Raw genomic sequence first — 26,150 nt, 5'->3', positions numbered from 1 at the left:
TCCCTTTCTGATATGTTCCTCATTCATTATGTACGACTTAGGACCTGTTGACAAGAATATTTTCCATATTTTTAATTTCTGCTGTTCGCGGCAGAAAGGGGCAGGATTCTTCACAAATTCGCCATTTACTTGTAAAGTATTATGTGTTGACTAATCAATAGATCGCGAGGAATCGCCGTTGAAAAAAACATTAAAACTGCAGACACGATTAACGATATTTGTCTGCGTCGTCGTTTTGATTTCTTTATTGATCGCGTTTTTTATGGTCGGGTCCGAGACCGCAAGGAACATTCGGGAGCAGGAGCAGCAGATTGCCCTGCAGACGGCGGAGATGGTCGCCGAAGCTCCGATTACGGCGCAATCGCTGGAAAGCGGCGAATACGATGAGCTCCGAACATACACCGCCCGCGTTCAAAAAATCACCGAGACTGAATTCGTCGTTGTCATGGATATGAACAGCATCCGTAAAACCCACCCGGATCCGAATAAAATCGGAAAGAAATTTGCCGGCGGGGACGAAAAAGAAGTGCTGAAGGGCCGCCGCCACATTAGTACGGCAAAAGGCACGCTCGGTGAATCACTGAGGGCTTTTGTTCCCATCTATAATAAAACGGGCAGCCAGGTCGGAGCGGTAGCGGTCGGAATCACCCTTAACGAGATTGAGCAGATCACCCAGCAAAATCTCCGCCCTTTATATACGGTTATCGTCCTCAGCATCTTCGCCGGAATCATCGGAGCTGTCATCGTGGCGAGGAAAGTAAAAACGATTATGTTCGGTATGGAACCGTATGAAATTGCAACGCTTTTGAATGAACGAAGCGCGATGCTTGAATCGACAAAAGAAGGGATACTCGCCGTTGACCGAACAGGAAAAATCAAGCTCGCCAACGCGGAAGCGAAGCGCCTGTTTCATAAAATGGGGATCGAAGAGAATCCGATCGACCGGGATGTCACCGACATCTTGCCAAACAACCGCCTGAAACAAGTGATCGATACTCAGAAGCCCGTTCTGGACCGCGACGTTAGAATCAACGGGCTAGAACTTGTCTTTAATGAAGTTCCGATCCACTTAAAAAAGGGAAACATCGTCGGAGCGATTGCCACATTCCGCGACAAAACCGAAGTGAAGCACTTAGCTGAGCAGCTGTCCGGTGTTAAAATGTACGCAAACGCGCTCAGGGCGCAGTCGCACGAGTTTATGAACAAGCTCCACGTGATTCTCGGTCTCGTTCAATTAAAGAACTACGACGAGCTTGGAAACTATATAAAAGACATTGCGATCTATCAGCAGTCTGAAGCGAGCGAAATTATCAACCATATTAAAAACTCGGTGCTCGCCGGCTTTTTGCTCGGCAAGCAGAGCTATATCCGGGAACAGGGGGCCTCGCTGGAGGTTCATTGCAGCACGAGGATTCCGGATACAGCCAACACAGCGGTGATACACGATTTAATCACCGTTATCGGGAACCTTCTCAACAATGCCCTGGATGCCGTTTCCGCAACTGATAAGAAAAATATCTCGATTTCATTCCGCCACCATGACGGACAGCTTGATATTGAAGTCACGGATACGGGAGTCGGCATATCCAAGGAGGAACAGCAGAAAATGTTTGATCAAGGCTTTTCAACAAAGGGCTCCAACCGGGGGTTCGGGCTTTATTTCGTCGAACAAAGCCTTGAAAATTTAAATGGACATATCATCGTGACAAGCGAAAAGAATGAAGGAACGACATTCAGTCTCCGCATTCCGTATGAACCAAAGGAGGATGACCATGATTGATGTATTAATTGTTGAAGATGACCCGATGGTAAGAGAGCTGAATAAACGTTACCTCAGCCAGGTAGAGGGATTTCAGCTGAAGGGAATTGCTGCTTCTTTTCAAGAGGCTCTCACCTTCCTCCGGGAAGAGCACATCGATCTGATCCTGCTCGATATTTATATGCCGGGCAGGAACGGCGTCGAGCTGCTCACTGAGATCAGACGCCAGAATCAAGCTGTCGACGTGATCGTCATCTCAGCGGCCAGTGAAATGGATGTTGTTCAAAAAACGCTGCGGTACGGGGCTGTCGATTACTTAATCAAGCCGTTCGAATTTGAGCGGTTTCAAAGCGCCCTAACCGATTACAAACGGAAGCAGCAGCTTTATGCAAGCAACCGGAATATCAGCCAAAAAGAGCTGGATTTCGAACTTTTTCAAAAAAAACGCGCGCCCGAAAAGATGCATTTGCCAAAAGGGCTGACCAAAAGCACGCTGAATCTCATTTGGTCAAGCATCAGATCGTTTGACAGCTTGACGTTCACAACAGAAGATTTGGCCAATCACACGGAAATCTCTCAAGTTTCAATTCGCAAATACTTGAAGTTTCTGGAGGAAATCGAAGTTCTCAACGTAGAAATGGCCTACGGCACGATCGGCAGACCGGTTTTCCAATATAAATTAAATACAAATGACTTGAACGTGATTAACCAATATCTATAACATGTCCCCTCCCCGCCCGCTGCTTCCTAAAGACAGCGGGCGTTTTTTTGTGACGGTCACGCTTGACTTCTCGCATGCCGCCGTTACCGGACAAGGATTTATCGCGCTCGCTGCGCTTAGGGTTCGACCCGAACGAATCCGCTCTGTTCTTCGGCTTCGCTCAAAGCTATCAACAGCATCGGGTCCACGCTTCCTTCTTCAAAGAAATACCAAGCGTCTGTTGCTGATTTCGCCTTGCGTTTGACGATTCCCGCGCTGGCCTGATTTATCGGCTTATATTAAAGGAAAACGCCAACCGAACGATAGAATAAGAGAGCGTCTGCTCTCTTATTCATTTTTTTGTTACCTTAACAAAATATAAATTTTTTTGACGCCGCCAGTGTCTTTACCACTTTTATGGTATGATGAAAAAGTCTGGTTATCAATCATTTCAGGAATTTTATTGCAGACAGGAAGCAAATCGTATACAATTTAATATTGTTTAATTTCTATATAAAACGTTTTTATTTAAAGGATGCGAAAACATTGAATAAATCAGTCATACCTTCTTTAATTACGATTGGAAACTTTGTTTCGGGCATCTCTTCAATATTGCTTGCATTCAGAGGGTATTTATTCTTAGCCATTATATTTGTTCTGATCGGCGCTATCTTGGACAGCCTTGACGGCATGGCCGCGCGCAGATTAAATGCCGTCAGCCCGTTTGGAAAAGAATTGGATTCTTTGTCTGATATTATCACTTTCGGAGTCGCCCCGGCCATCATCACCTATTCAATCGTTTTTTATGATGCACCGATCTTAGGCCTTCCTTCGACATTGTTATTCCCTGTTTGCGGAGCGCTTCGGCTGGCGCGATTTAATATTCAATCAGAGAACCAGGATTATTTTACAGGCCTTCCGATCACCGCAGCCGGAACAATTCTGGTTTGCTTAAACCTTTTATCAGAGATCCTTGGCAAAAAGCCGTACATTTTGATTATGCTGTTCCTGTCCTTTCTCATGGTCAGCAAAATCAAAGTCATCAGCCTGAAGGGGAAAAAACTATTGAAGAAAGTGAGCTAGTTTTTCATGGAGTTGGCAAAAGAATTGATTTCCCAATACGGGTATTTTGCGATATTCGGGATGCTTGTTCTCGGAATTGTAGGCCTGCCGATACCCGATGAAGTCATGATGACATTTGTCGGTTATCTGTCTTCTATTCATCTATTAAACTATGAGCTGTCTCTTTTGATCAGCTTTTCAGGTGCGGTATCAGGGATGCTCATCAGTTACTTTCTAGGGAAGAAAATCGGTAAACCGCTGCTCGATAAGTTCGGGAAATGGATCGGTCTGACGCCGAAAAGACTGGACACCGTGCACCGCTGGTTTGAAAAATACGGCCCGTGGACGATTCTTTTCGGCTACTTTGTTCCCGGAATCCGCCATGTGACATGCTATCTGTCCGGCATGAACGAGATGGACATGAAAAGGTTCCTGATTTATGCCGGATCAGGGGCTTTTATTTGGTGTCTCGTTTTTATTACGATCGGATACACAATCGGCGTGATTTAAATACCGCTTGCATCCCGTGTGATCAGTAAAGGAGTGAACAGCTTGAAAAAGCGGCTTTACCGGTTTTTGATCGAGTTGACGAATAAAAAGGGCGTGTCCCGGATGCTGAAAAAGTTTGCTCAGTCAAAGCTCAGCAAACCTCTCATCCCCTCCTATATCAAAACCTTTCATATCAATACAGAAGAGATGCAGGAAGATGTCCGCTCTTTTAACAGCCTGCACGAGCTGTTCATCAGAAAATTAAAGAGCGGTGCACGCCCCCTTCCCGCTGAACCAAACAGCCTGGTCAGCCCTGTGGACGGAGTCATCGAAGAAATGGGCGCCATCACGCGCGACAAGCAATTTACCGTCAAAAAAAAGCTCTATTCCGTAGAAGAAATGATCGGGCGATCCGAGATCGTGAACCGCTATATCGGTGGAACCTATATCATCATCTATTTAAGCCCGAGGGACTACCACAGAATTCACAGCCCGGCTGACGGTACACTTGAAACGCAATATTCGCTGGGAAGCGCGTCTTACCCCGTGAATCAAATCGGTTTGACCTACGGGAAATCGCCGCTGACAAAAAACTACCGGATGATTTCCGAATTTAAGCATCAATATGGGTCCGCCCTGCTTGTGAAGGTCGGGGCGATGTATATTAACTCGATCGTGATGCTCGAGGAGTCAAAAGAATGGCGTCAAGGCGACGAAATCGCATATTTCTCTTTCGGCTCGACCGTTATCCTGCTGTTTGAAAAGGATACCTTTATTCCTGATGAGCGCCTTCACCCCTCTCTTCAAGTGAAAATGGGAGAGGCGTTAGGATCTCTTGCCAAAAGAAAATCATAATGCAAAGCCCCCCGAAAACAGCTTCGGGGGTTTTTTAAATTGCTGCTTTAAAAAAGCTTTCTCCCCGGACAGGGAATTCCCTTTTTTACCTGGATACGCCCCCCAATAAACCAAAAGACCTATAAATTGATCAAAATCAAGCAGATTCCTCCTCTTTTCCCGCTCTTTTTCGCTTTAATTTAATTATCAATCGATTATTTTAATTTAAAAAACGCACAGAATTGACACTTTTCTTCTACAATTGAACACATACAAACATGGGGGTGTTTTTGATGGAAGCAGCAAAAGATTTGAAACCGATTACAAATCACGGTCATAAAGAAAATAAAAATTTTTTCCAGAAGTTGATCAATTGGAAAATCGGCGTGATTCCGTTTCCGCTATACATTGCGCTTGCGCTGATTATTTTTCTGGCAGCTTACTATAACGAATTGCCGAATGACATGCTTGGCGGTTTCGCGATCATTATGATTCTCGGTATTATTCTCGGGGATGTTGGACAGCGCATTCCGATTTTAAAAGATATCGGCGGACCTGCCATTCTCTCGCTGTTTGTTCCTTCGTTTTTAGTCTTTTTCAAAGTGCTTAACCCCGCATCTATGGAAGCGGTTACGACTTTGATGAAAACGTCGAATTTTCTGTATTTTTACATCGCATGTTTAGTCGCGGGAAGTATTTTAGGAATGCATCGCACGGTTCTGATTCAAGGTTTTATGAGAATGTTCGTTCCGTTGTTGGCCGGGACGGTCGCAGCGGTTGCCGCCGGTATTCTCGTCGGTCTGTTGTTTGGCTACAGCCCTTATGAAGCTTTCTTCTTTATTATTGTACCGATTATTGCCGGAGGCATCGGCGAAGGAATCCTGCCGCTGTCACTCGCTTACTCGCAAATTTTGGGACAATCCACAGATGTATTTGTTTCACAGCTCATTCCGGCCGCTATTATCGGAAACGTCGTTGCCATCATCTCAGCCGGACTGATGAAAAAGCTTGGCGAAAAGCGGCCTGAGCTGAATGGTAACGGCAGGCTCGTCAAATCGAAAAAAGACGATGAAATTTTCAACCAAAAAGAAGAGGAGCCGAAAATCGATTTGAAATTAATGGGTGCCGGCGTTTTAATCGCATGTTCCTTCTTCATTTTCGGCGGTTTGGTCTCCAAGTTCATCGCAATTCCGGGAGCGATCCTGATGATCATCGCGGCGGCTGCCGTAAAATATGCAAAGCTTCTGCCTGCAAGCATGGAAAAAGGCGCACACCAGCTTTACAAATTCATGTCATCAAGCTTCACTTGGCCGCTGATGGTCGGGCTCGGCATTCTTTACATCCCGCTTGATGATGTGGCGTCCGTTATTTCCCTGCGCTTCATCGCCGTCTGCGCTTCAGTCGTCATTGCCATGGTGACATCAGGCTACTTTGTCGGCAAATTAATGAACATGTACCCTGTTGAATCAGCGATTGTCACCGGCTGTCACAGCGGTCTCGGCGGTACGGGGGACGTGGCTATTCTTTCGGCTTCAGGCCGGATGGGGCTGATGCCGTTTGCGCAAATCTCAACGCGTCTCGGCGGAGCAGCAACCGTCATTATGGCGACCGTTTTACTAAGGTTCTTCACCTCGTAAGGGCCGCATAAAAAAACAAAAAGGAGTCTGATCTATACGATCGGATTCCTTTTTTGTTTTCAGCGTTTCTCAACTCTGATATATTCTCTCGGTTTAAAGGGAGCTCTTTCTTTTCCCATTAAGGACTGATCTTCCGCTCCCGTCTGAAGCGGCGTGTAATCCCCGCGATATTGAGGGCCTTCGTCCGTTCCTATTCCCGGAGTCTGTTCACGCGTCATTTCCCTGTTGATCATAAACGCTCCCGCAAAAAGCGAACAAAATAAACTTAAGCTGATAAAAGCTTTCCTTCTCATCTTTCATCACCTCAAATTCATCTTGTTCAAAAAAACTTTCCATTATACAAATGCCGCATTTTTTGTTAAAATTGTTTTCAGGTTCATAAGACCGCATAAACCGCGATTATCATGAGATCATGCAGCCGATTAAAATTTGAGTTATAATTTGTCTAGGTCACCAGTTCTAAAAAAGTACATAACGTTTGAAAATTTTAGTATGGAACAGAATGTATTTATACATGCTACCTTAAAGGGAGGTTAATATGACGGCTTTACATATTGCAATTTTATCGCCTTTTGCACTCGCCTTTTTGATTCCGCTATTGGCGAAAAACGTCAGAAAGATTCATACAGGCTGGTTTGTCCTGGTTCTTCCTGTTCTATTATTTATTTATTTTTTCCGCATGATCAAAATGACGGCGGATGGCGGAACATTAAAGGCTGTACTGGAATGGATTCCGTCCTTTGGCATTAACTTTACCGCATACGTTGACGGACTCGGATTGCTATTCGCCCTTCTGATTACAGGGATAGGGTCTTTGGTTGTCCTTTACAGCATCTATTATCTATCTAAAGAAAGAGAGCAGCTCGGACCGTTTTACGTTTATCTGCTCATGTTCATGGGGGCAATGCTCGGCGTTGTTCTCGTTGATAACGTCATTGTACTTTATTTATTTTGGGAATTGACCAGCATATCGTCTTTTTTGCTCATCGGCTATTGGTACAAGCGGGAAAAATCAAGATACGGCGCGACAAAATCGATGCTTATCACCATTTTCGGCGGTCTTTCCATGCTTGGAGGCTTCATTCTTCTTTACACGATTACGGGTTCATTCTCGATCAGAGAAATGATCAACCAAGTTGATTTAATTTCGGGCCACGGCTTTTTCATTCCGGCTCTCGTGCTGGTGTTAATCGGAGCCTTCACTAAATCTGCGCAGTTCCCTTTTTACATCTGGCTTCCAGACGCGATGGAAGCACCAACGCCTGTAAGTGCTTACCTGCACTCCGCCACGATGGTAAAAGCGGGAATTTATATCGTTGCAAGATTCACCCCTGTGTTCGCTTTTTCCGGGGAATGGTTTTGGATCGTGTCCCTCACGGGGATTGTCACGCTTTTCTGGGGTTCGTTCAACGCCGTCAAGCAGACTGATCTGAAAGCGATACTTGCCTTTTCTACGGTCAGCCAGCTCGGAATGATCATGTCGATGCTCGGCGTCGGTGCCGCAGCTTTGCACTATCAAAATTTTGAATACTATATGGTTGCAGTAATCGCCGCCGTTTTTCACTTGATCAACCACGCGACATTTAAAGGCAGCCTGTTCATGGCAGTCGGAATCATCGATCATGAAACGGGAACGAGGGATATCCGCAAGCTTGGCGGTCTGATGACGATCATGCCGATTACGTTTACGATTACGCTGATCGGCGCGTTTTCAATGGCTGGTCTGCCGCCGTTCAACGGCTTTTTGAGCAAGGAAATGTTTTTCACCAGCATGCTCAGGATTACGGATTTTAATTTGTATAACGCCGACACATGGAGTTTTGTGCTTCCTGTTCTGGCTTGGATCGGAAGCGTGTTTACGTTCATTTACTGCATGGTTCTGCTGTTTAAAACGTTCGGGGGGAAATATCAGCCTGAAAAACTTGAAAAACAAGCGCATGAGGCTCCACTCGGCATGCTGATTTCGCCGATTGTCCTCGTCTCTCTCGTGGTGATTTTTTTCTTTTTCCCGAACATTCTGTCATACAGCATCATTGAACCGGCTGCATCGTCGATTATGCCGACCCTTTTGGACGGAGACGAAAAATTCAAGGTTCATATTTACATGTGGCACGGCTTTTCATCTGAACTCTACATGACAATCGGCGTCGTTGCTCTCGGCGTTCTCGCCTATTTGACCTTGTCAAAATGGCGGAAGGTCTACGGCCTCTTCCCGGAAAAACTGACGCTCAACAAACTGTACGACAGCTCGTTGTCTGGGCTTGAAAAAGGCTCCAACAAGATTACAAGAACGTATATGACCGGGTTTCTTCGCGATTATCTCGTCTATGTTTTTGTCTTCTTTATCGTGATCATCGGCGGATCGCTCGTTGTTACCGGAGGCTTTTCATACGATGTGAAAGGCAATGCTTCAATCGGCATCTATGAGCTTGTTCTGTCAGCCGTCATGATTGCCGCAACATTTACCACCGTTTTCGCAAGATCAAGACTGACGGCGATTATCGGGCTCGGCGTCATCGGCTACACGCTTGCGCTGTTCTTCGTCATTTTCAGAGCGCCGGATCTCGCGCTGACGCAGCTGATTATCGAAACGATTTCAGTCGCATTGTTCCTGCTTTGCTTCTATCATTTGCCGAAGCTCAGATTCAAGCCGAAGTCGGCTAAGTTCAGGGTCACAAATGCGCTTGTCTCGGTCGGAGTCGGAACTGTTGTGACGCTGCTCGCACTTTCTGCAAACAGCCAGCGCTCCCTTGAAAGCATTGCATCGTATTTTATTGAAAACAGCTATAAACTCGCAGGCGGCCACAATATCGTCAACGTGATATTGGTCGACTTCAGGGGATTTGATACATTGTTTGAAATTACCGTACTTGTCATAGCCGCTTTAGGAATATACGGCATGATCAGGCTCAGAATGGGGAAAGGAGGGGAAGAGCATTGAAAAAGGTTCAGACGAATGATGTGATCCTGCAAACCGTTACAAAGATTGCATCCTTTATCATTCTGCTCTTTTCTTTCCATCTGTTTTTTGCCGGCCATAATAACCCGGGCGGCGGTTTTATCGGCGGATTGATGACGGCGTCTTCGCTCGTCCTTCTGCTGCTTGCCTATGATTTAAAAACGGTGCAGAACATTTTGCCCGTCAACTTTATCTATGTGGCGGCCGTCGGCTTATTCATTTCCGTTTCCACCGGAATCGGCTCATTTTTATTCGGCGCTCAGTTTCTTTCCCACGCGTTTGATTACTTTAACCTTCCGCTCTTGGGGAAAACGGAGCTTGCCACCGCGGTATTGTTTGATATCGGGGTTTATCTCGTAGTGGTCGGCGTGACCATGACCATTATTCAGACGATTGGGGAGAGAGAATAATGGAGATTTTAATGTCTTTTATTGTAGGAATTTTGTTTATGGCAGCGACATATCTCTTGCTTTCAAAAAGCCTTCTGAGGGTGATTATCGGAACTGCCGTTCTTAGCCATGGCGTCCACCTGCTTTTGCTGACAATGGGAGGGTTAAAAAAAGGAGCGCCTCCCATTTTAAATGAAGAGTCGTCAACCTATGTCGACCCTCTCCCTCAGGCGTTGATTTTAACGGCGATCGTCATTGCTTTCGGGGTCACCTCGTTTCTCCTGGTCATGGCTTTCCGCGCCTACCAAGAGCTGAAAATGGATGATATGGATCAAATGAGGGGAAATGATCAACATGAATAATCTTGTAATTCTGCCAATACTGATTCCTTTAATGGCCGCAGTTCTGCTCATCTTTATGAACAAGTCGATCGTGCTGATGCGTGCATTCAGCGCCATATCTTCCATTGCGGCGATCGCGGCGGCCGCTGTTCTTGTGCAGACCGTCTATACGGACGGAATCCAGACCTTATATCTCGGCGGGTGGAAGCCGCCGTTCGGGATCAGCCTTGTCGCTGATCAATTCGCCAGCCTTCTGGCGTTAACGACAGCCATTATCGGATTTCTGACGGTTCTTTATTCGTTTCGCTCCATCGGCGAAAAACGCGAGCGTTTCTTTTATTATCCCGCGGTCCAGTTCCTGCTTGCCGGAGTTAGCGGCGCTTTCTTAACCGGGGATTTGTTTAACCTGTTCGTATTTTTTGAGGTTCTCCTGATGGCTTCGTATGTGCTGATCGTCATTGGCGGCACGAAGATCCAGCTGCGGGAATCTCTGAAGTACATCGTCTTTAACATTATCTCTTCCGCCCTCTTTGTCATCGGAGTCGCTTATTTATATGCGGTGACGGGCACATTAAACATGGCGGATTTGAGCGTTCGGATCAGTGAATCGGGCCAAACCGGGCTGATCACGGTCATCGCTGTTTTATTTTTGATCGTCTTCGGTTTAAAAGGCGGCATTTTCCCGCTGTATTTCTGGATGCCTGGTTCTTATTATGCGCCGCCTGCCGCTGTGTCCGCACTGTTTGGCGCACTTCTGACCAAAGTCGGCCTGTACGCGATCACAAGGGTGTTTACATTAATTTTCACCCAAGACGCGGCTTTTACTCATCAATTAATGGTCTGGCTTGCGGCCCTTACGATCATCTTCGGTGTCATCGGCTCGATCGCCTACTGGGATGTTCAAAAAATCATTATCTACAATATTGTGACTGCGGTCGGTGTGATCTTATTCGGTATCGCCGCCAATACGCCGGCTTCGATCGAAGGATCTGTCTACTATCTGATTCATGACATGATCATTAAAGGAGCGCTGTTTATGCTTGGCGGAGCGCTGTTTGCCCTGACAGGGACAAACAACCTGAAAAAAATGAGCGGCCTGATCAAAAACCATCCGGTGCTCGGCTGGATGTTTATGATTTCAGCTGTTTCATTGGCAGGGGTCCCTCCTTTCAGCGGATTCATCGGCAAGCTGAAAATTGCAGAGGGCGGCTTTCTAAGCGGTGAATTCGTGATTACGCTGCTGATGCTTTTATCCAGTCTGCTCGTCTTGTATTCCGTCATGAAAATATTTATCAACGGCTTCTGGGGGGATGAACAGGAAGATGCTCCGGCCAAAAGACCGCTAAAAGGCTATATGTATCCGGCAGCGGTACTGCTCTTTCTGTCGCTTGCCATCGGACTCGGAACCGAGCTTATCGCGCCGTATTTCCATCAGGCGGCTGATACGCTCGTCAACCCCGAAAAATATATTGAAGCCGTTTTGAAGGAGTAGATCGCATGGCATTACAAATATTGTTGAACTTTATTCTTGCGTTGTGCTGGATGTTTCTGAACAATGACTATACCGCTGCCGGGCTTGTCGTCGGTTATGTGATCGGATTATTCTCGCTCTTTCTGATGAGGCGTTTTTTCCGCCGCCGCTTTTACTTGATTAACATTTGGGCGATCATTAAACTGCTGTTTATTTTTATTAAAGAGCTCGTTCTCGCAAACGTCAGCGTATTAAAGACGATCTTATCCCCAAGGTTAAAAAATAAGCCCGGCATCTTCGCCTTCAAGACAGACCTTAAAGCGGACTGGGAAATCACGACATTGGCGAACCTGATTACGCTGACACCGGGCACATTGGTTGTTGATATCTCTGATGACCGTTCGATTCTTTATATTCATGCGGTCGATATCGATGATGCTGAGAAAGCCATCAGTGATATCCGCATTTCGTTTGAAGAGGCCATTAAGGAGGTAAGCCGCTGATGTTTGAATTTATTTTGCAATTGTCACTCGGCATTTTGGCGGTCTCCACTTTTCTGTATGTCCTGAGGGTCATTAAAGGGCCGAGCATCCCAGACAGAGTGGTGGCGCTTGATGCGATCGGCATCAACCTGATCGGAATTACGGCTCTCGTGTCCATCTTGTTAAATACGACAGCATATTTGGAGGTCATCCTCTTGATCGGTATTCTGGCCTTTATCGGCACCGTCGCATTTTCTAAATTCCTTGAGAAAGGAGAGATTATCGAAAATGATCGAAGCCGCTAAATTGCTTATCGCCGTCTTGGTCCTTCTTGGCGCACTGATATCGTTAGCCGCTTCCTTTGGAACGCTGCGGCTGCCTGACGTATACTCAAGAATCCACGCCGCTTCTAAAGGAGCGACATTGGGGATCATCAGCGTGCTGCTCGGCGTATTCTTTTACTTCTGGTTTCTGCACGGCTTCATTACGGCCAAAGTGCTGCTCGGTATCGTCTTTGTATTTCTGACGTCTCCTGTAGGCGCCCACCTGATCGCAAGGGCCGCCTATAACACCGGCGTAAAAATGGAAAAGAAAAGCGTACAGGACGATTATGAAGGCAACAGAAATTTTCTGATTAAAAAGAAGGAAGATTCCTATTTATAAAAAGAAAACTCGCCCTAAAAGGCGAGTTTTTTTGGTTTACGATGAAGGGCGGCTGATGACCGCCATCGTGCACCTGGACGTGCAAATCAGGCTGTCTTGCTCATCGCGTATTTCAATTTGAAACACCATTGTTGATTTGCCTACATGCAGAGGCGTTGCGACCGCTTTAACCGTTCCGTCTTTCACCGATTTAATATGGTTGGCGTTGATCTCAAGCCCGAAGCATGCCTGCTCTTTTGGATCGATATGCTGATATGCCCCGATGCTTGCCACCGTTTCAGCAAGCGCAACGGACGCACCTCCATGCAGATAACCGAATGGCTGACGCGTTCTTTCGTCGACAGGCATGACCGCAACACACCGCTCTTTGCTGCATTCCTTCAACTCGATTCCCAACGCTTCAAGAAGTGTATGTTTCGTTTCCATCACAATCGTCCCTTCATCAAAGTACGCCTTCAGATTTCGCGATTAAAACAGCCTCTGTCCGTGATCCTACATTCAGTTTGCTGAATACGGAAGTCAGACTGTATTCGATCGACCGCTTGCTTAAATGAAGCGCATCAGCGATTTCCTGATTTGTATAGCCTTTTTCGACTTCTTTTAAGATCAGGCATTCCCTTTCAGTCAAAAGATCGTGCTGGGTCTGCTGGCTGTTTGACTTCGATTTTTGCTGTGTAATCAGCTGCTTGAAATAATCATAATCGACGACAATTTTATTATCCAGTACCTGATATATGTACTCTATAATCTTTTCCTTCGACTCCGTTTTGCTGATGGCGCCGTGCATGCCGGAACGAATCGCCTCTTCAAAATAATCTTCGACTTCATAGCCTGTGTAAACGATAATTTTGCATGATGAACACGTCTCAAGGATTTTCTTAGATAGGTCCATGCCGTTGATTTCACCCAAATTTAAATCCATTAAGATCAGGTCATACGCAGAAAAATCATGCTTCTTGAGAAATTGTTCGCTGGCTTCAGGGCTGAGGCAATCGACAACAAAGTCCTGGTTCGTTTCAAGAATTGCCTTCGTCCCCTCCATGACAGCCGGATGATCATCGATCACAAGTAATCTTCTCATAATTTCCTCCCTTTTGCGTAACCTTGCCCTATCACCATTTTATAGAAAAAACTTGGCGGATGCCAAGCAAAAATGTTAACTAAACATTACAATTCCATTTCAATGGCGACCCTGAAGCCTTTCCCTTCTGCTGTCTGTATATCCAGACTGCCGTTCAGCGCGCGGACTCGCTCGCGAATACCCGACAGCCCCATGCTTGCGCTGTTTTGATAAAGCTTGTCCGGATCAAAACCGATGCCGTCATCTTCATAATGAAGAACAACTTTTTCTTTTATGCAGACAAGCATAATCAAAACCTCATTAGCTTTCGAGTGTTTAACCGCATTGCTTAAAAGCTCCTGCACAATTCTGTACAAATTCAGCTGCGTGTCCAGGTCGAGCACCTTTGAGAACCTTTCCGTATTGAGGCGGATCTTATCGATCGATGAGGACTCCTGATGCTGTGCCGCCAGTTTCGAAAGGGCTTTGACCAGTCCGAGATCGTACAACAGCTGCGGCCTCAGCTCCTGACACGTTTCCCTTGTCGTCTGGATGACGGTGGACATTTGCTCATTCATATTGATGAGCCTTTGCCTGATTTGATTCGTACAGACTTTATCTTTTTCAAAATCAGCCAGAAACATCTCGCTTTGATGCTTCAAGGAAATCATGTCCTGCAGCACAGAATCATGAAGATCACGGGCCAAATCAGATCTCTGCTTCTCTTCAATCGCAAACATCAATTTATTCAGCCACGCCGGATTCGGCCCTTCTTTTTTCACATGTTCCAGATGCTCCATCAGCTCGCCGATTTTCAAGACGTTTTCCAGGGAAACACTCGTATAAAACGCCAGCGTCTCAAGCCACGAAATCTCATCGCGCGTCAGCCTAGGCGTATTTAAAACCGACAAACACAGCATGACATAAGAAGTCCCGCCCCGTTCACCGATCTTAATCAAAAATCCGCGGTCGACTTCGACGATTTTGCCGATGTCGGTGATAGCCCTAAAAGCTTCTTTTTCATAAGGCTTCCACACTTGATCGTTTGCATTATTTTCAAGTAACCCTACGGTTCCATCACTCTTTAACTCCAGTACATAAGCCTGACTTACAGGTAAAACATCAAGAATCGTTTGAGACAATTCCCTTAGCACTTGAGCTAACGATGTCGAGCTTCGTATAAGTTGTGTAAACTTAAATACACTATCTTGGTAATTAAATTTTTCAGAAAACCTTTTTAAACGGAAACGAAAATCAAGAATTTCCTTGAGATAAAAAACACCTAACATAATAAAATAGATAAATATAGTGTTTTTAACTGTATTCAAACTATTACTTAATTCTTGTGTTAAAGTAAATACACCTACAGCTGTCAAGCTTGGTAAAATGGCTAACAATCCGTAGTATTTAAAACGTCCCAATAAGAATTCAATGTCATATATTTTGGTAGCAATAAATTGATACACTAATGAGAAAGGAATAATCAACAAAAAAGGAACGACAAACATTGCCGGGAATATATAATCCCCGATAAATACATATGGTATGACATAGAAAATTAAGAACGGAATAAACGCAACAAAATTTGTGATAACGAGTATCCTTAAAAAAATAGGCTTGCTCTGAAGCTTTATTTTTTATTACACCATAAATGATAAGAGCAAAGGCTATAATGGTAACAAACAAGAAAGATACCAAGTTAAAGAGCTTAATGGAACTATAAGAAATCTGCAAATTATCACTGAAAATTTCCAATAGCAAATTCAATAAACCCACCGGATATAGGAAAAGAAATATTTTATTATTGAAAAACTCTTTTCCTTTTTCCTTGAAATATTGATAAATATAGTGGAGATACAAAACAGGAACGAATTGAAAAGTTATCATTGTTATATAGATACTTAAACTATCTCCCTTTGCAGATCCCACAGAACAAGAATAAGCTGTTGATGTAACAAGCAGAAAAACAATTAAAATAAAAGCGGAAGCCGAATTTAACCTTTTGTTTGATTTTATTATGAAATAAACACAAAAAAGAGAAAGGAGATAAAACATCATTGGAATGATAAATAGAAATAGGCTTTCATAACTTACCAATTCATATCCGGTCTCTACAAACCCTATCTCTCCATCTCTTTCAACGATCATAGATTTAACATCACTTAATTCATCAGCTAATTTTCCATCATCGGCCCTTAATTTTTCTACACTTTTTCCATTTATCTCTAATATAACATCCCCTTTTTCAAAACCTAGGGATTGGGCTAGTGACCCTTTTTCAATCTCGAATACTTGATATTCATTTTTTTCATTAAATTGCATTGTCATTCCAAGGTAACTAGAATGCAGATTTACATAGATAATATAAGGAACCAAGGAGAGGCTTAGCAAAATAATAATTAAAGATAGTTTGTTATAATTAACACGCATTAATTTTACATCCTTATAGTAGATAGTATAGGAAGAATTTTAAATCCAAAATCCTCCTCCACCCCAACTCTTACCTAATAATCTAATACTGTCAACCACTACTCCTGTTTTTTCTGGGTCTATGCCTAGTAAACAAGCATCCCCATCAACAACTTTTTTTAAAACATCGGGATTTTCCATCAAAAAGTTCACAACATCTTGCATATATAGTCTCCTCTTTAATTGTTATTAAGCAGGGCAGACATCAAACGTTCTTTTTCCATATCCCCCAACTCCAACTCCTCAATCCCCTTCTTAAATTTCTGAATAGCGAGCTGATTCATAACATACATATACTGAGTGACGCCTGCTGCTTTCAATTTCTCTTTATAGCATTTTATTTCTTTATCGGCAATTTTATCCTCAGTTTCAAATGTTTTTAATAAATCAATCGACGGCTGGTTAAATTTTCTTGACAAATATAAGTACGCAAGCGTCCGCTTTTTCTTGGCGATATCGCTTTTTGAATCATAAAAAAGTGCTTTATAATCATTTTCGATTTGTGAAGCAATGCCCAGCTGATATGCGTACTTCTCCACCGCCGGGTCAAATTTGCCCGTGGCAAGCATCGCCCCAAGCACGCATGGCAGAGCCGTCAGCGCCCCGGACTTACGCTTGATCATGTCAAGGCATTCATCTTCAGTGGCAGGCCGGTTGCTGAGATCGTCATGCTGTCCCTGCATCGATTGAAGTATATATTCCATCAGTTTTTCAAAAAACACCGGTTCTTTCGACACCGAACTGATCACTTTAATGCTTATTGTATAAAGCGCAGTCGCCGCATTCATTGCGACTGAACGGTTTATTTTCATCCAAGGTTCATCGGGGCTGTCTTCATCCTCTAAATCATCGAATATATCAAACGCAAGAATCAAAAGTTCTATGCCCGCTCCAAGCGTTTCCGCCGCATCAGCGTCCGTGCCGCCGAAACTTTGGTAATGATAAAAAGCAAGCTCGCTGAAATGCAACTGGTCCTTTGCATCTAGAAAAGCGTGCAGCGTCCGATTTAAGTCCGCATTGGGAATCTCAACGTCTATAAAATGATTCATTCTTTGCTTGATTTTACTGTGATCTAGACAAAAAAGCTTAGAGATGGTGCTCCCTCCTTTCTTAATATTTTACTAAATCAAATTCCCGATTGACAGAGCAATTTTTTTATTTAACAATTATATAATAATATATCCTTTTTTTGGATTTGTTTGCAAAAAAAAAAAGACTTGTCTGAAACAAGTCTTTTTACGAGGTTTTTAGATATGTGTACTTATCGTATTGATCAATGCTTTTGTTAATCTTGCGCAAGGAGTCCTTTGTTTCTCTGATTTCATTCTCTAGCCGCCAAAGCAGTTGTTTTAATTCTTCAATTTGTTGCTTTTCCACCGATTCCACACTCCTTTTGGAAGATCAATCAATTTGTGTATAGTGAACGAGTCATAGGTATTTGATCTGTTAATACAAGTTTAAAGGGAATTGGTCTCTTTTTCACCGAAAAGTTGCATATAAATTCATGCGTTACACCGCAAACTTTAAATAGACCATAACACCCATTCTACACGACTTGCGATTAGTTCTCAATTCCTAATGAAACATAAAATTTTAGTTTGTTTTTAAAGGGATCAAATAAAGATCACTAATAAACCCCTTTAGCACCGCAAGTTCAGTTATTTTTTGTTCGTTTTGCGACATTGAGTCTAAAGTAATAACTAGCTGGGAATAGAAAAACTTGATTGTTCAAGGAACGCAGAGCGGGTATGCACCACCGAAAAACACGCAATAGACCGACACGCATTTCGGCCCTTAAAAAAAACCGACCCTTCGCCTTACACCGCAAAAACCGCAATTTGACCCGTAAAAATTGAAACGAGGTGTTCATATTGCTTCCTTCTCATTGCTTTTGGATGTATCCATACCAACATATCCGCTGCCGGCAGGTCTATCCGGAAGTTGAAGCCAGCGCCTTTTCGCGTTCGGCAAAAGAAGCGGAGCGCTTGATGGCTGACGGACAAAGAATTTTAAGCAGGCTTTCAGCATCGCGTGCTTTGGCTCACCAAATCATGACGGCTGCCCAAAGCAACCAAAAAAATACCGTCCTTGCCCTGCTCAGACAAACTGGCGTCCGCAGCCAGCTTGATGCCTCTTTCGATCCCGACGGCATCCGCATCATGCTTATCAGCCCCCGCAGCAGAATATTCCTCCTCCTGCGTTGGTCTTAGCGCAAAAAAATTCCGGTCCCTAAAAAGGAGCCGGAATTTTTTTATAAAAGTTTTTGACACCAATCAACAGCTTCAAGATAGCATTGATACGCTTCATCTTTTGTTAAGCCTTCTGTTTCTGGCGTGCTGTCTTCCCATTCGTTTCGTTCGATCGATTTTGCAAGCCGTAAGATTTTTCGATAATCGTTTTCTTTGCCGAGCAGTGCTTGTCCTACTTCGTCCGTCAGCGGCAGTTCGCTGATGACTTCCGCCAGTTCTTTGTGAAGCAGTGTATCGATAAATGAAAACATGCCTGTCAGCATATAAGAAGCCGGCTGAGGGCGATTCGTTTTTTTCGCCAGCAATTCGCAAAGCTTCGCGCGGATCAGCGAAATCTTGACGACTTCGTTCTTGCTGGAGTTTTGTTTTTTCGTTAAATCCTTAAATGAGAGGATGAAGATCCACCTTTTGATTTCTTTAAATCCGAGAAGCACGATAGCCTGGCGGATGCTTTTAATCTTTTGAATCGGCCGGTTGGCCGGAGAGTTCAACAGCTTCAGCAGCTGGTAGGAAAGCGACAAATCGCGTTCTATAATATTTGTGACGTTTTCAATATCAGGCTGATCTTCGCTTAATTCATGCAGCAGCTCATAGTAAGCATGGAAATGATATGTAATGTCCTGACCGTCAATCACAGCGGGCTCGCTGAAGAAATAGCCTTGAAACAGTTGAAATCCGTCTTTTACAGCCTGCTCATAATCCTTTCGCGTCTCCACTTTTTCAGCGAGGAACGTCAGACGGTGGTTCCGGCATGATCGAAGGATGCTCTGTCTTTCCTGCCGCGTCGTTTTGAAAAAATCGATCTTCAAAATATCAATGGATGCCAAAAGCTGATGGAGCAAGTCCCTCTCCACGCGATGCTTTAAACAAAAATCATCAAGGGCAATCGTGTAGCCGAGGCTTTTCAAATGCCTGCACCTTTCGATAAGCTCAGGGGTGATCGGCACATCTTCAAGGATTTCTACAACGAGCTGGTCCGGATCAAAATAAGTCGGCAGCCCTGATGCCAAAAGACCTTCGGTAAAATTCACGTAATACCTTTTGCCTTCTGTCAATTTATCGATTCCAATGTTTAAAAAGCTGTTAATCATCAATTCTGTTGTCGCTTGATCACCGTCAATACCGGAAAAAAAGTTTTTCTCGCTTTCTCTGTATAAAAGCTCGTATGCGACAACTTGTTCTTTTCTGTTGAATATTGGCTGTCTGGCAACGAATACCCTCATTCTTCTTCCCCCTAGCGACTGAGGTGCCTTCGCTTTTAAGTATATCAATTAAATGAGCAAATCCCGTCCGCTTAAAAAATCCGCCCAAATATTGAACTTAATATTGAAAAACAGATAATCCCCGAAGAAATTATCTGTTTCAATCCCCAGTTATATTAAAAACTATCGTTTACAGAGTCAACCTTGATCCAGACCTTTTTTCGCCTTGATTTTTGCTTCGTGAATTTGCTGCATCTTGTTGTTCCAGCAAGCTTCGCTTAAATCGACAGGATATTCTTCGGGCTTGCTGATCCGCTTATACTCTTCCCAAAGCAAACTGAGATTTTCTTGAACATACCGCTTAATATCCTGAATGCTCGGATTCTCATAAACAAGCTCGCCTTTTTCAAAGATCGGCTGGTGAAGGTCTTTCGCATCAAAATTCGTCACAAACTTGCTGATAAACGTATGAACGGGGTGAAACATCTTCAGCCGCTCCTGTTCATTGACCTTTTCATAGTCCAAAGCGATATAATCGCCTTCTGAATGATGGTTCAGCTGATTGATGATTCTGTACACCTTTTTCAAGCCTGGAGTCGTCACTTTTTCCGGATTCGAAGAAATTTTAATCGTGTCTGCCATTTTTCCGTCTTCTTCGATGGAAACGAGTTTGTAAACCGCGCCGAGAGCCGGCTGATCATAAGCGGTAATCAGCTTTGTGCCGACGCCCCAGACGTCGATTTTTGCGCCCTGGGCTTTCAGGTTCATAATCGTATACTCATCAAGATCGCTTGAGGCGACGACTTTTGTATCTGTAAATCCGGCTTCATCCAGCATGGCTCTCGCTTTCTTGGACAAATAGGCGAGGTCTCCGCTGTCCAGGCGGATTCCCGAAAATTCAATTTGATCACCGAATTCCTTCGCCACTTTGATTGCATTTGGAATGCCGGAACGCACCGTATCATATGTATCGACCAAAAAGACACATTTTTTATGGGTTTCCGCATATTTTTTAAATGCCGTGTATTCGTCGCGGTAGGCTTGAACAAGCGCATGGGCGTGCGTGCCCGATACCGGAATGTCAAAACGTTTGCCGGCGCGGACATTGCTTGTCGCATCGAACCCGCCGATAATCGCGGCCCTTGCTCCCCACATCGCCGCGTCCATTTCATGCGCGCGCCTTGTTCCAAATTCGAGCGCCGTCTCATCTCCTATCACACTTTTGATTCTCGCGGCTTTTGTCGCGATCAATGTTTGGTAATTCACAATGTTGAGCAGAGCCGTTTCAATCAGCTGCGCTTCGGCCAAAGGCGCTTCGATCCTCATGATCGGTTCGTTTCCAAACACGATTTCGCCTTCCTGCATGGAATAAAGCGAACCGGTGAATCTCATATCTTTTAAAAAGCTGAGAAAGTCATCTTTGAAGCCCAGCTCTTCTTTTAAATAAACTAAATCGCTTTCAGTAAATCTGAAATCCCGCAAAAACTCAATCGCTTTTTCAAGACCGGCAAAAACGGCAAAACCGCTGTCAAAAGGGAGCTTTCTGAAAAACAGTTCAAAAACGGCTTTCTTTTGATCAATGCCGTCGCGCCAATACGTTTCCGCCATATTAATTTGATATAGGTCTGTGTGTAGTGCTAGACTGTCGTCTGTAAAACGGTGTTCCAACCTTCATTTCTCCTTCCTCAATCTGACACTGAGGCTCCCAGGGTGTTTGCAAAATGAGAAAGAGCCCAGTCGTGCCCGTCCGGGTTAAAGCTAGCCACTGCGTTTTGATGAATGACAAGATTAAACCCTTTATTATAAGCGTCTACTGCGGTATGGAGCACGCATATATCTGTGCATACGCCAACGAGGTGCAGTTCTTTAATATCCCTTTCACGAAGCTTCAGCTCGAGGTTTGTCCCGGCAAAAGCAGAGTACCTTGTTTTTTCCATGTAATAGACATTCTGATCATGTTCGTGTTTTCGATAAAGCGCTTCAAGCTTTCCGTATAAATCCTGTCCTGATGTACCTTTTATATTATGTGGAGGAAACAAACGGGTTTCCGGATGATGCGAATCGCCGGCCTCGTGTGAATCGACTGCAAATACGACGTAATCGCCGTTTTGAATAAACGTTTCCGCGAGACGCGTCACGGCGTCTTCGATTTTCCGGCCTGGTTCTCCGCACGTCAGCTTTCCGTCAGCTGCGACAAAGTCATTTGTATAATCTATACATATAAGAGCTTTTTTCATTGCCGCCCTCCCCGCCTTTTGTATGATAGGTAACATTATAACTTATCTAAACGGACAAGTGAATGGCGAATCAAGCGGATATGGCTGCAAAGCCGCGCCAGCAGCGGGTTTTTTCTTTTTCAGAAAAAAACAAAAACCGCGGGTTTTCGCACGCCCTGTGGAAGACGCGTGCGAAAACCCGTGCCTCATCTCTTGTTTAAAACCGACTGCTCAAAGATGTCGTCCTGAACATAAATCGATTCTTTCTCTACAGCCTCGCGCGCTGCGAGGACAAGTCCAAGGGGAGTATCCGATTGCTGGTCGGACACGATGGAAAAAGGAACACCTTGTTTATTGGACTCCTTGATGTAAGGAGATAAATGAGAGTAGTCGATTTCACCGTTCAGCAATAATGTCGCATCTGCTTTTGAGCCAAGCGCATCGATGACTTCGCGGTATGCCTGCGGACGCAGCACTTGTCCTTTCGTCAATGCGATGATAACCCGTTCCCTCAGCGAGCCTAAAAACAGTCTGCGTTCATCCGGCTTCGTTTCGCGTGGTCCATACATTCCCTGCTGTAAATATTGATCCATTGATTGGTCGCTCACGTCTTAGACCCTCCAGTTTATCTTGCTGGCAGCTTGTTTTAAGCTGCGTTTTTTTATCAGTATGCCCATGAAAACAGCGGGCATGAGCCCGGGCTACATTTCGGTCACCCATTGTACAATCTTTTTGGACAGCTCCTCGGCCGCATCCGCTTCAGCCACTTTCGACAATGACCGGTCAAGCTTTTCGGCGAGCTCTGCTTTTTCTTCTTCATAAGAAATCAGCTTACTCCACTCCAGTTGCGGCACAGCCACAAGCGTATGAAATTCCTTTTTATTTTCATGGAGGTAAACGTCTGTGATCATCTGATCTTTGTTCAAGATGTTTGCCTTCCTTATTTTCATCTTTGTCACCTGCCTTATCTATCTTTTTTCCCATTATACTATAAAAAAGAAACAGCCTCTTTAAAAGAGGCTGTCACAGGTTCAATGACTTGAAACCGTCGATCACATCCGCATCTGTGAAGGATGTTTTATTGCTATTGTTTTGAATCAAACCGTAGTCCCCTGTTAAAAATGTACCCGCTCCTCCTCCGGAAACATCCGTGCACTTCGGGGAAATGGCAAACACATCTCCAAAGAAGGCTGCGCTGTCATCAACGACTTGCCTGATAAAAATCGGTCCGACGATCGCCGGCATCTTCACACCTCCGCCATTCAATTTATTAGCATCATATGTGAAAATGGGCAAAACGTTCAGACTTCAGGATTTTCCGCCGTTTCTTTTTTATACCTCTGCCTTAAACGGACAAGGCGGACGATATTCAATGTAAAAGCCTTGAGCAGGGCATAAGCCGGAACGGCCAGGATCATGCCGAGAATGCCTCCGAAGCTTCCGGCGCCGATTAATAAAAGGATGATCGTCAGCGGATGCGTATTCAGACGGCGGCCGATAATCAGCGGCGACAGCAGATTTCCGTCTGTCTGCTGAACGGCAACGACGATGATCAGCGCGATGAATGCTTTCGTCGGCGAGTCGAGAAAAGCGATAATGACAGCCGGTGTCGCTCCAAGAAACGGTCCGACATATGGAATAATATTCGTCACGGCAATAATCACGCCGAGAATCAGCGCGTATTTCACACCGGCGATCCAAAAACCGATGAAGCACGCCGTTCCGACAAACATACAAACGATCAACTGTCCTTGAATGTAAGCCGCCAGCGTCTCATACAAATCCTTAAAAATTTTCAGTCCTTCATTTTTGTACTTGTCAGGCAGAATCTTGACAGCCAAATTCGGGAAACGGTTGCCGTCCTTCAGCATATAAAACAGGATGAACGGCACGGTAACAGCCGTGATCGCAATGTTGGTCACAACACCGAATACAGAAGACAGGCTCCCTGTAATATTCTCAGGCAGGCTCGTCAGATATTCGCCGATTGAGCTTTCGATTTTGGCAACCGATACGAAGTCCTGATTCATCATCCAAGTGAACCACTGCGAATTCGACATTTGCTTAATGAAAATCTGGATCTGTTTCACATAGGACGGGATGCTGTTAAACAGATCGGTCACCTGCTTTGTAAACACAGGACCGACAGCTGACAGCACAAACCCGATGAATGCCACAAACACTAAATAGATCAGCAGAATGGACAGCGTTCTCGGCAGCTTTTTCTCAAGAAACCGCACGATCGGATTGAATATAAAATACAAGATTCCCGCAATTAAAATCGGAGTAAATAAAGTCGATGCAAATACAATGATCGGTTCGAAAAGAAAAGACACTTTTGTCGACACATAAATAATAAGAAGAACCAATAAAATTTGCAGCGTCCAAAAATGGGTTTTTGATTTAAACAAGCTTTGTTTCCTCCCGGCTTTTTTCATTAATCTAAAAACTACTATTCACACTAACGTCTGTCAACTGTTTTCCTTCCATTCATACGAAAAAGCTTTGACAGGGTTTCATTTCAACACCTTTTTGAGCAAAAAAGATTGACAGCTTCATCCGTTGTAAATACAATAATTACAACGGAAGGGTGATTTGATGAAGATCAGCAGCAGATTTACGATAGCCGTACATATGTTATCCTTGATGCAAGTCCGAAGCGACCATTTGACATCAGAACAAATCGCAGACAGCGTCAATACCAATCCAGTCATCATCCGCCAAATCAGCAGATTGCTGAAAAAAGCGGGCTTGATTGAAGTAAAGCGCGGCACAGGCGGCGCGCACTTATTACGGGATGCCGGCGCCATTTCTTTGTATGATGTCTATAAAGCCGTCGAAGTTGTCGGTGAAGGCGAACTGTTTCACACTCACGAAAATCCCAATCCTGATTGCTGGGTTGGCGCGAATATCCACCAGGTTCTTGAGCTTATTTTATTAAAAGCACAAACAGCCATGGAGACTATACTCAAAGAAATTTCTATAAAAGAATTGACTGATCTGATTATCCAAAAAAAGAATGCTTCTCAATGAGGCATATTTTTTTCGACTCGTTGTAATAAACGCACTTACAACGAGAGTCTGGCATTAATTTTTTGCCTCGTTGTAATATTGTTCGTTACAACGGAATAAAAGGAGGTGGGTACCATGTGATCAACACAGGCGAATTCGGATTTCCAACACATTAAGGGAGGACTTAACATGACGAATCATATAAAAGAAATCAACTGGGAGCAAAACACCAACTCTTACATTCAGCTCATACCGAATATTGAGTACACAAAAGTGAAAGACACTTCTTTGACATTACATTTGCTGGTGCGCCGCAATCCAATGGATGCGTTATTTAACCGGGAAGGCAATCAAGAAACATACCCGCTGATTATTTATCTGCAAGGGTGCGGATGGGGGTGGACAAAACAGGATACATCCGCCTTTATCCCCCAGCTGGTTCCATTTGTCGAGCAAGGCTATGTCGTGGCAAGCGTTCAATACAGAGGCAGCGGAGAGGCGGTGTTTCCGGCTCAGCTTCATGATGTGAAAACAGCTGTCCGCTTTTTAAAAGCAAATGCCGACCGCTATAACATCGATCCTGATAGAGTGGGAGTCTGGGGGGATTCTTCAGGCGGCCATTTGGCTCTTTTGCTTGGATTGACCGAAGGAATTGAAGAATTAGAAGGCCAGGACGAACACCGTCATGTATCGAGCAAAGTCGATGCGGTTGCGGACTGGTTCGGCCCGGTTGATCTTCTGTCCATGAGCAAGTATCCGTCCATCTTCGACCATGATTCACCCAATTCACCGGAATCCAAGCTGATCGGCGGACCTGTTCAAGAAAACAGAGAACAGGCGAAACAAGCGAGTCCGATAAGCTATGTTCACAGGGACGCGCCCCCCATTCTGATCATGCACGGGGATCAGGACGATGTCGTCCCTTATGAACAAAGCGTCCAATTGTTTGAAGCCTTAATAAAAGAAGGCCATGAAGCCCTTATGTATAAAATAAACGGGGCCGGACATAACGGTTTTACCCAGGTTCATACCCTTGACATCGTCAAATCGTTCTTCCGCAAACATTTAAAACATGGAAAAGCATGAACATTGAGGCCGGATATCCGGCCTTTCAGTGTATATTCCTATCTTTTATGAATATTTTCTAAATTTTTTT

Annotated in this window: 29 protein-coding genes and 1 pseudogene; 16 read left to right on the top strand and 14 right to left on the bottom strand. The window is 44.5% G+C overall.

Features of this window, described 5'->3' with window-relative positions; all coding sequences use genetic code 11:
• Positions 1-178: 178 nt before the first annotated feature.
• The 6 genes from malK (at position 179) to M1D90_RS04835 (ending at position 6,481) form a co-directional block, all read left to right on the top strand.
• Complete coding sequence (gene malK / locus M1D90_RS04860; protein WP_023856146.1) at positions 179-1,780, top strand: malate sensor histidine kinase MalK; 1,602 nt, start codon at positions 179-181, stop codon at positions 1,778-1,780.
• On the top strand, positions 1,773-2,480 hold the full coding sequence (locus M1D90_RS04855; RefSeq protein ID WP_020452779.1) for a response regulator: 708 nt from the start codon (positions 1,773-1,775) through the stop codon (positions 2,478-2,480). Before malK ends, M1D90_RS04855 begins: the two co-directional genes overlap by 8 nt.
• 525 nt (positions 2,481-3,005) lie before the next feature.
• Entirely contained in the window at positions 3,006-3,542 is a 537-nt protein-coding gene (gene pssA / locus M1D90_RS04850) for a CDP-diacylglycerol--serine O-phosphatidyltransferase (RefSeq protein WP_020452780.1), read from the top strand.
• A 6-nt stretch (positions 3,543-3,548) separates the two neighbouring features.
• Positions 3,549-4,031 (top strand): DedA family protein, encoded by a 483-nt coding sequence (locus tag M1D90_RS04845; protein ID WP_020452781.1) that lies wholly within the window; start codon positions 3,549-3,551, stop codon positions 4,029-4,031.
• Between the two features lie 42 nt (positions 4,032-4,073).
• A complete protein-coding gene (locus M1D90_RS04840; protein ID WP_023856148.1) occupies positions 4,074-4,865 on the top strand; it encodes a phosphatidylserine decarboxylase in 792 nt (263 codons plus the stop codon).
• A gap of 272 nt (positions 4,866-5,137) precedes the next feature.
• Positions 5,138-6,481, top strand: coding sequence for a 2-hydroxycarboxylate transporter family protein (locus tag M1D90_RS04835; protein WP_023856149.1), 1,344 nt, complete (start codon positions 5,138-5,140; stop codon positions 6,479-6,481).
• A gap of 59 nt (positions 6,482-6,540) precedes the next feature.
• On the opposite strand, the gene M1D90_RS04830 is transcribed toward M1D90_RS04835, so the two are convergent.
• The gene (locus tag M1D90_RS04830) at positions 6,541-6,774 is read right to left on the bottom strand and encodes a hypothetical protein (protein WP_025809732.1); all 234 of its coding nucleotides are present in this window, start codon (positions 6,772-6,774) and stop codon (positions 6,541-6,543) included.
• Between the two features lie 245 nt (positions 6,775-7,019).
• Here M1D90_RS04830 and M1D90_RS04825 point away from each other — a divergent pair, with 245 nt between their 5' ends.
• Genes M1D90_RS04825 through mnhG form a run of 7 tightly spaced genes read left to right on the top strand, consistent with a single transcriptional unit; the run spans position 7,020 to position 12,786 of the window.
• Entirely contained in the window at positions 7,020-9,422 is a 2,403-nt protein-coding gene (locus tag M1D90_RS04825; RefSeq protein WP_023856151.1) for a Na+/H+ antiporter subunit A, read from the top strand.
• A complete protein-coding gene (locus M1D90_RS04820; RefSeq protein ID WP_003184834.1) occupies positions 9,419-9,850 on the top strand; it encodes a Na(+)/H(+) antiporter subunit B in 432 nt (143 codons plus the stop codon). The genes M1D90_RS04825 and M1D90_RS04820 overlap by 4 nt, the downstream gene beginning before the upstream one ends.
• Positions 9,850-10,191: a Na(+)/H(+) antiporter subunit C gene (locus M1D90_RS04815; RefSeq protein WP_020452785.1), complete on the top strand. Its 342-nt coding sequence runs from the start codon at positions 9,850-9,852 to the stop codon at positions 10,189-10,191. Before M1D90_RS04820 ends, M1D90_RS04815 begins: the two co-directional genes overlap by 1 nt.
• Positions 10,184-11,662 (top strand): Na+/H+ antiporter subunit D, encoded by a 1,479-nt coding sequence (locus tag M1D90_RS04810; RefSeq protein ID WP_026580052.1) that lies wholly within the window; start codon positions 10,184-10,186, stop codon positions 11,660-11,662. The genes M1D90_RS04815 and M1D90_RS04810 overlap by 8 nt, the downstream gene beginning before the upstream one ends.
• A 5-nt stretch (positions 11,663-11,667) precedes the next feature.
• Positions 11,668-12,144, top strand: a complete 477-nt coding sequence (locus M1D90_RS04805) for a Na+/H+ antiporter subunit E (protein ID WP_020452787.1) — start codon at positions 11,668-11,670, stop codon at positions 12,142-12,144.
• On the top strand, positions 12,144-12,428 hold the full coding sequence (locus tag M1D90_RS04800) for a Na(+)/H(+) antiporter subunit F1 (RefSeq protein ID WP_003184842.1): 285 nt from the start codon (positions 12,144-12,146) through the stop codon (positions 12,426-12,428). The genes M1D90_RS04805 and M1D90_RS04800 overlap by 1 nt, the downstream gene beginning before the upstream one ends.
• On the top strand, positions 12,412-12,786 hold the full coding sequence (gene mnhG / locus M1D90_RS04795) for a monovalent cation/H(+) antiporter subunit G (RefSeq protein ID WP_023856153.1): 375 nt from the start codon (positions 12,412-12,414) through the stop codon (positions 12,784-12,786). The genes M1D90_RS04800 and mnhG overlap by 17 nt, the downstream gene beginning before the upstream one ends.
• Before the next feature lie 36 nt (positions 12,787-12,822).
• Here the strand turns inward: mnhG and M1D90_RS04790 are convergent, their stop codons facing one another.
• The 6 genes and pseudogenes from M1D90_RS04790 to degQ all read right to left on the bottom strand — a co-directional run bounded on the left by M1D90_RS04790 (position 12,823) and on the right by degQ (position 17,692).
• Positions 12,823-13,212 (bottom strand): hotdog fold thioesterase, encoded by a 390-nt coding sequence (locus M1D90_RS04790; RefSeq protein WP_009329508.1) that lies wholly within the window; start codon positions 13,210-13,212, stop codon positions 12,823-12,825.
• A gap of 16 nt (positions 13,213-13,228) precedes the next feature.
• A complete protein-coding gene (locus tag M1D90_RS04785; protein ID WP_003184849.1) occupies positions 13,229-13,867 on the bottom strand; it encodes a response regulator transcription factor in 639 nt (212 codons plus the stop codon).
• A gap of 86 nt (positions 13,868-13,953) precedes the next feature.
• Positions 13,954-16,276: pseudogene (locus M1D90_RS04780) on the bottom strand (ATP-binding protein).
• A 39-nt stretch (positions 16,277-16,315) separates the two neighbouring features.
• Positions 16,316-16,480, bottom strand: coding sequence for a competence pheromone ComX (gene comX / locus M1D90_RS04775; protein ID WP_023856155.1), 165 nt, complete (start codon positions 16,478-16,480; stop codon positions 16,316-16,318).
• 14 nt (positions 16,481-16,494) lie between these two features.
• Complete coding sequence (locus M1D90_RS04770; RefSeq protein WP_145625260.1) at positions 16,495-17,364, bottom strand: polyprenyl synthetase family protein; 870 nt, start codon at positions 17,362-17,364, stop codon at positions 16,495-16,497.
• Between the two features lie 187 nt (positions 17,365-17,551).
• Positions 17,552-17,692 carry a degradation enzyme regulation protein DegQ gene (gene degQ, locus M1D90_RS04765; protein WP_003184860.1) on the bottom strand — a complete coding sequence of 47 codons (141 nt, stop codon included), beginning with the start codon at positions 17,690-17,692 and terminating at the stop codon, positions 17,552-17,554.
• A gap of 485 nt (positions 17,693-18,177) precedes the next feature.
• Here degQ and M1D90_RS04760 point away from each other — a divergent pair, with 485 nt between their 5' ends.
• Positions 18,178-18,525, top strand: coding sequence for a hypothetical protein (locus tag M1D90_RS04760; protein ID WP_328067033.1), 348 nt, complete (start codon positions 18,178-18,180; stop codon positions 18,523-18,525).
• Positions 18,526-18,566: 41 nt separating this feature from the next.
• On the opposite strand, the gene M1D90_RS04755 is transcribed toward M1D90_RS04760, so the two are convergent.
• The 7 genes from M1D90_RS04755 to M1D90_RS04725 all read right to left on the bottom strand — a co-directional run bounded on the left by M1D90_RS04755 (position 18,567) and on the right by M1D90_RS04725 (position 24,393).
• Positions 18,567-19,787 carry an EAL and HDOD domain-containing protein gene (locus tag M1D90_RS04755; protein ID WP_020452793.1) on the bottom strand — a complete coding sequence of 407 codons (1,221 nt, stop codon included), beginning with the start codon at positions 19,785-19,787 and terminating at the stop codon, positions 18,567-18,569.
• Between the two features lie 177 nt (positions 19,788-19,964).
• The gene (locus tag M1D90_RS04750) at positions 19,965-21,374 is read right to left on the bottom strand and encodes a nicotinate phosphoribosyltransferase (protein WP_229029889.1); all 1,410 of its coding nucleotides are present in this window, start codon (positions 21,372-21,374) and stop codon (positions 19,965-19,967) included.
• Between the two features lie 77 nt (positions 21,375-21,451).
• On the bottom strand, positions 21,452-22,003 hold the full coding sequence (locus M1D90_RS04745) for a cysteine hydrolase family protein (RefSeq protein WP_026580053.1): 552 nt from the start codon (positions 22,001-22,003) through the stop codon (positions 21,452-21,454).
• A gap of 185 nt (positions 22,004-22,188) precedes the next feature.
• Positions 22,189-22,590 (bottom strand): YueI family protein, encoded by a 402-nt coding sequence (locus M1D90_RS04740; protein WP_025809741.1) that lies wholly within the window; start codon positions 22,588-22,590, stop codon positions 22,189-22,191.
• Between the two features lie 93 nt (positions 22,591-22,683).
• On the bottom strand, positions 22,684-22,932 hold the full coding sequence (locus tag M1D90_RS04735) for a YueH family protein (RefSeq protein WP_020452797.1): 249 nt from the start codon (positions 22,930-22,932) through the stop codon (positions 22,684-22,686).
• 73 nt (positions 22,933-23,005) lie between these two features.
• Positions 23,006-23,227 (bottom strand): spore germination protein, encoded by a 222-nt coding sequence (locus tag M1D90_RS04730; RefSeq protein ID WP_020452798.1) that lies wholly within the window; start codon positions 23,225-23,227, stop codon positions 23,006-23,008.
• A 56-nt stretch (positions 23,228-23,283) separates the two neighbouring features.
• On the bottom strand, positions 23,284-24,393 hold the full coding sequence (locus M1D90_RS04725; protein WP_075212937.1) for an AI-2E family transporter: 1,110 nt from the start codon (positions 24,391-24,393) through the stop codon (positions 23,284-23,286).
• 187 nt (positions 24,394-24,580) lie between these two features.
• Here M1D90_RS04725 and M1D90_RS04720 point away from each other — a divergent pair, with 187 nt between their 5' ends.
• Both M1D90_RS04720 and M1D90_RS04715 read left to right on the top strand, forming a co-directional pair.
• On the top strand, positions 24,581-25,015 hold the full coding sequence (locus M1D90_RS04720; protein ID WP_020452800.1) for an Rrf2 family transcriptional regulator: 435 nt from the start codon (positions 24,581-24,583) through the stop codon (positions 25,013-25,015).
• Positions 25,016-25,183: 168 nt separating this feature from the next.
• On the top strand, positions 25,184-26,080 hold the full coding sequence (locus tag M1D90_RS04715) for a prolyl oligopeptidase family serine peptidase (protein WP_456283170.1): 897 nt from the start codon (positions 25,184-25,186) through the stop codon (positions 26,078-26,080).
• Positions 26,081-26,150: the final 70 nt, after the last annotated feature.

This window comes from Bacillus sp. JZ34 (assembly GCF_053903205.1).
Note: the sequence above shows the minus strand (reverse complement) of the source record. Positions and strands in the feature narration are given on the sequence as shown.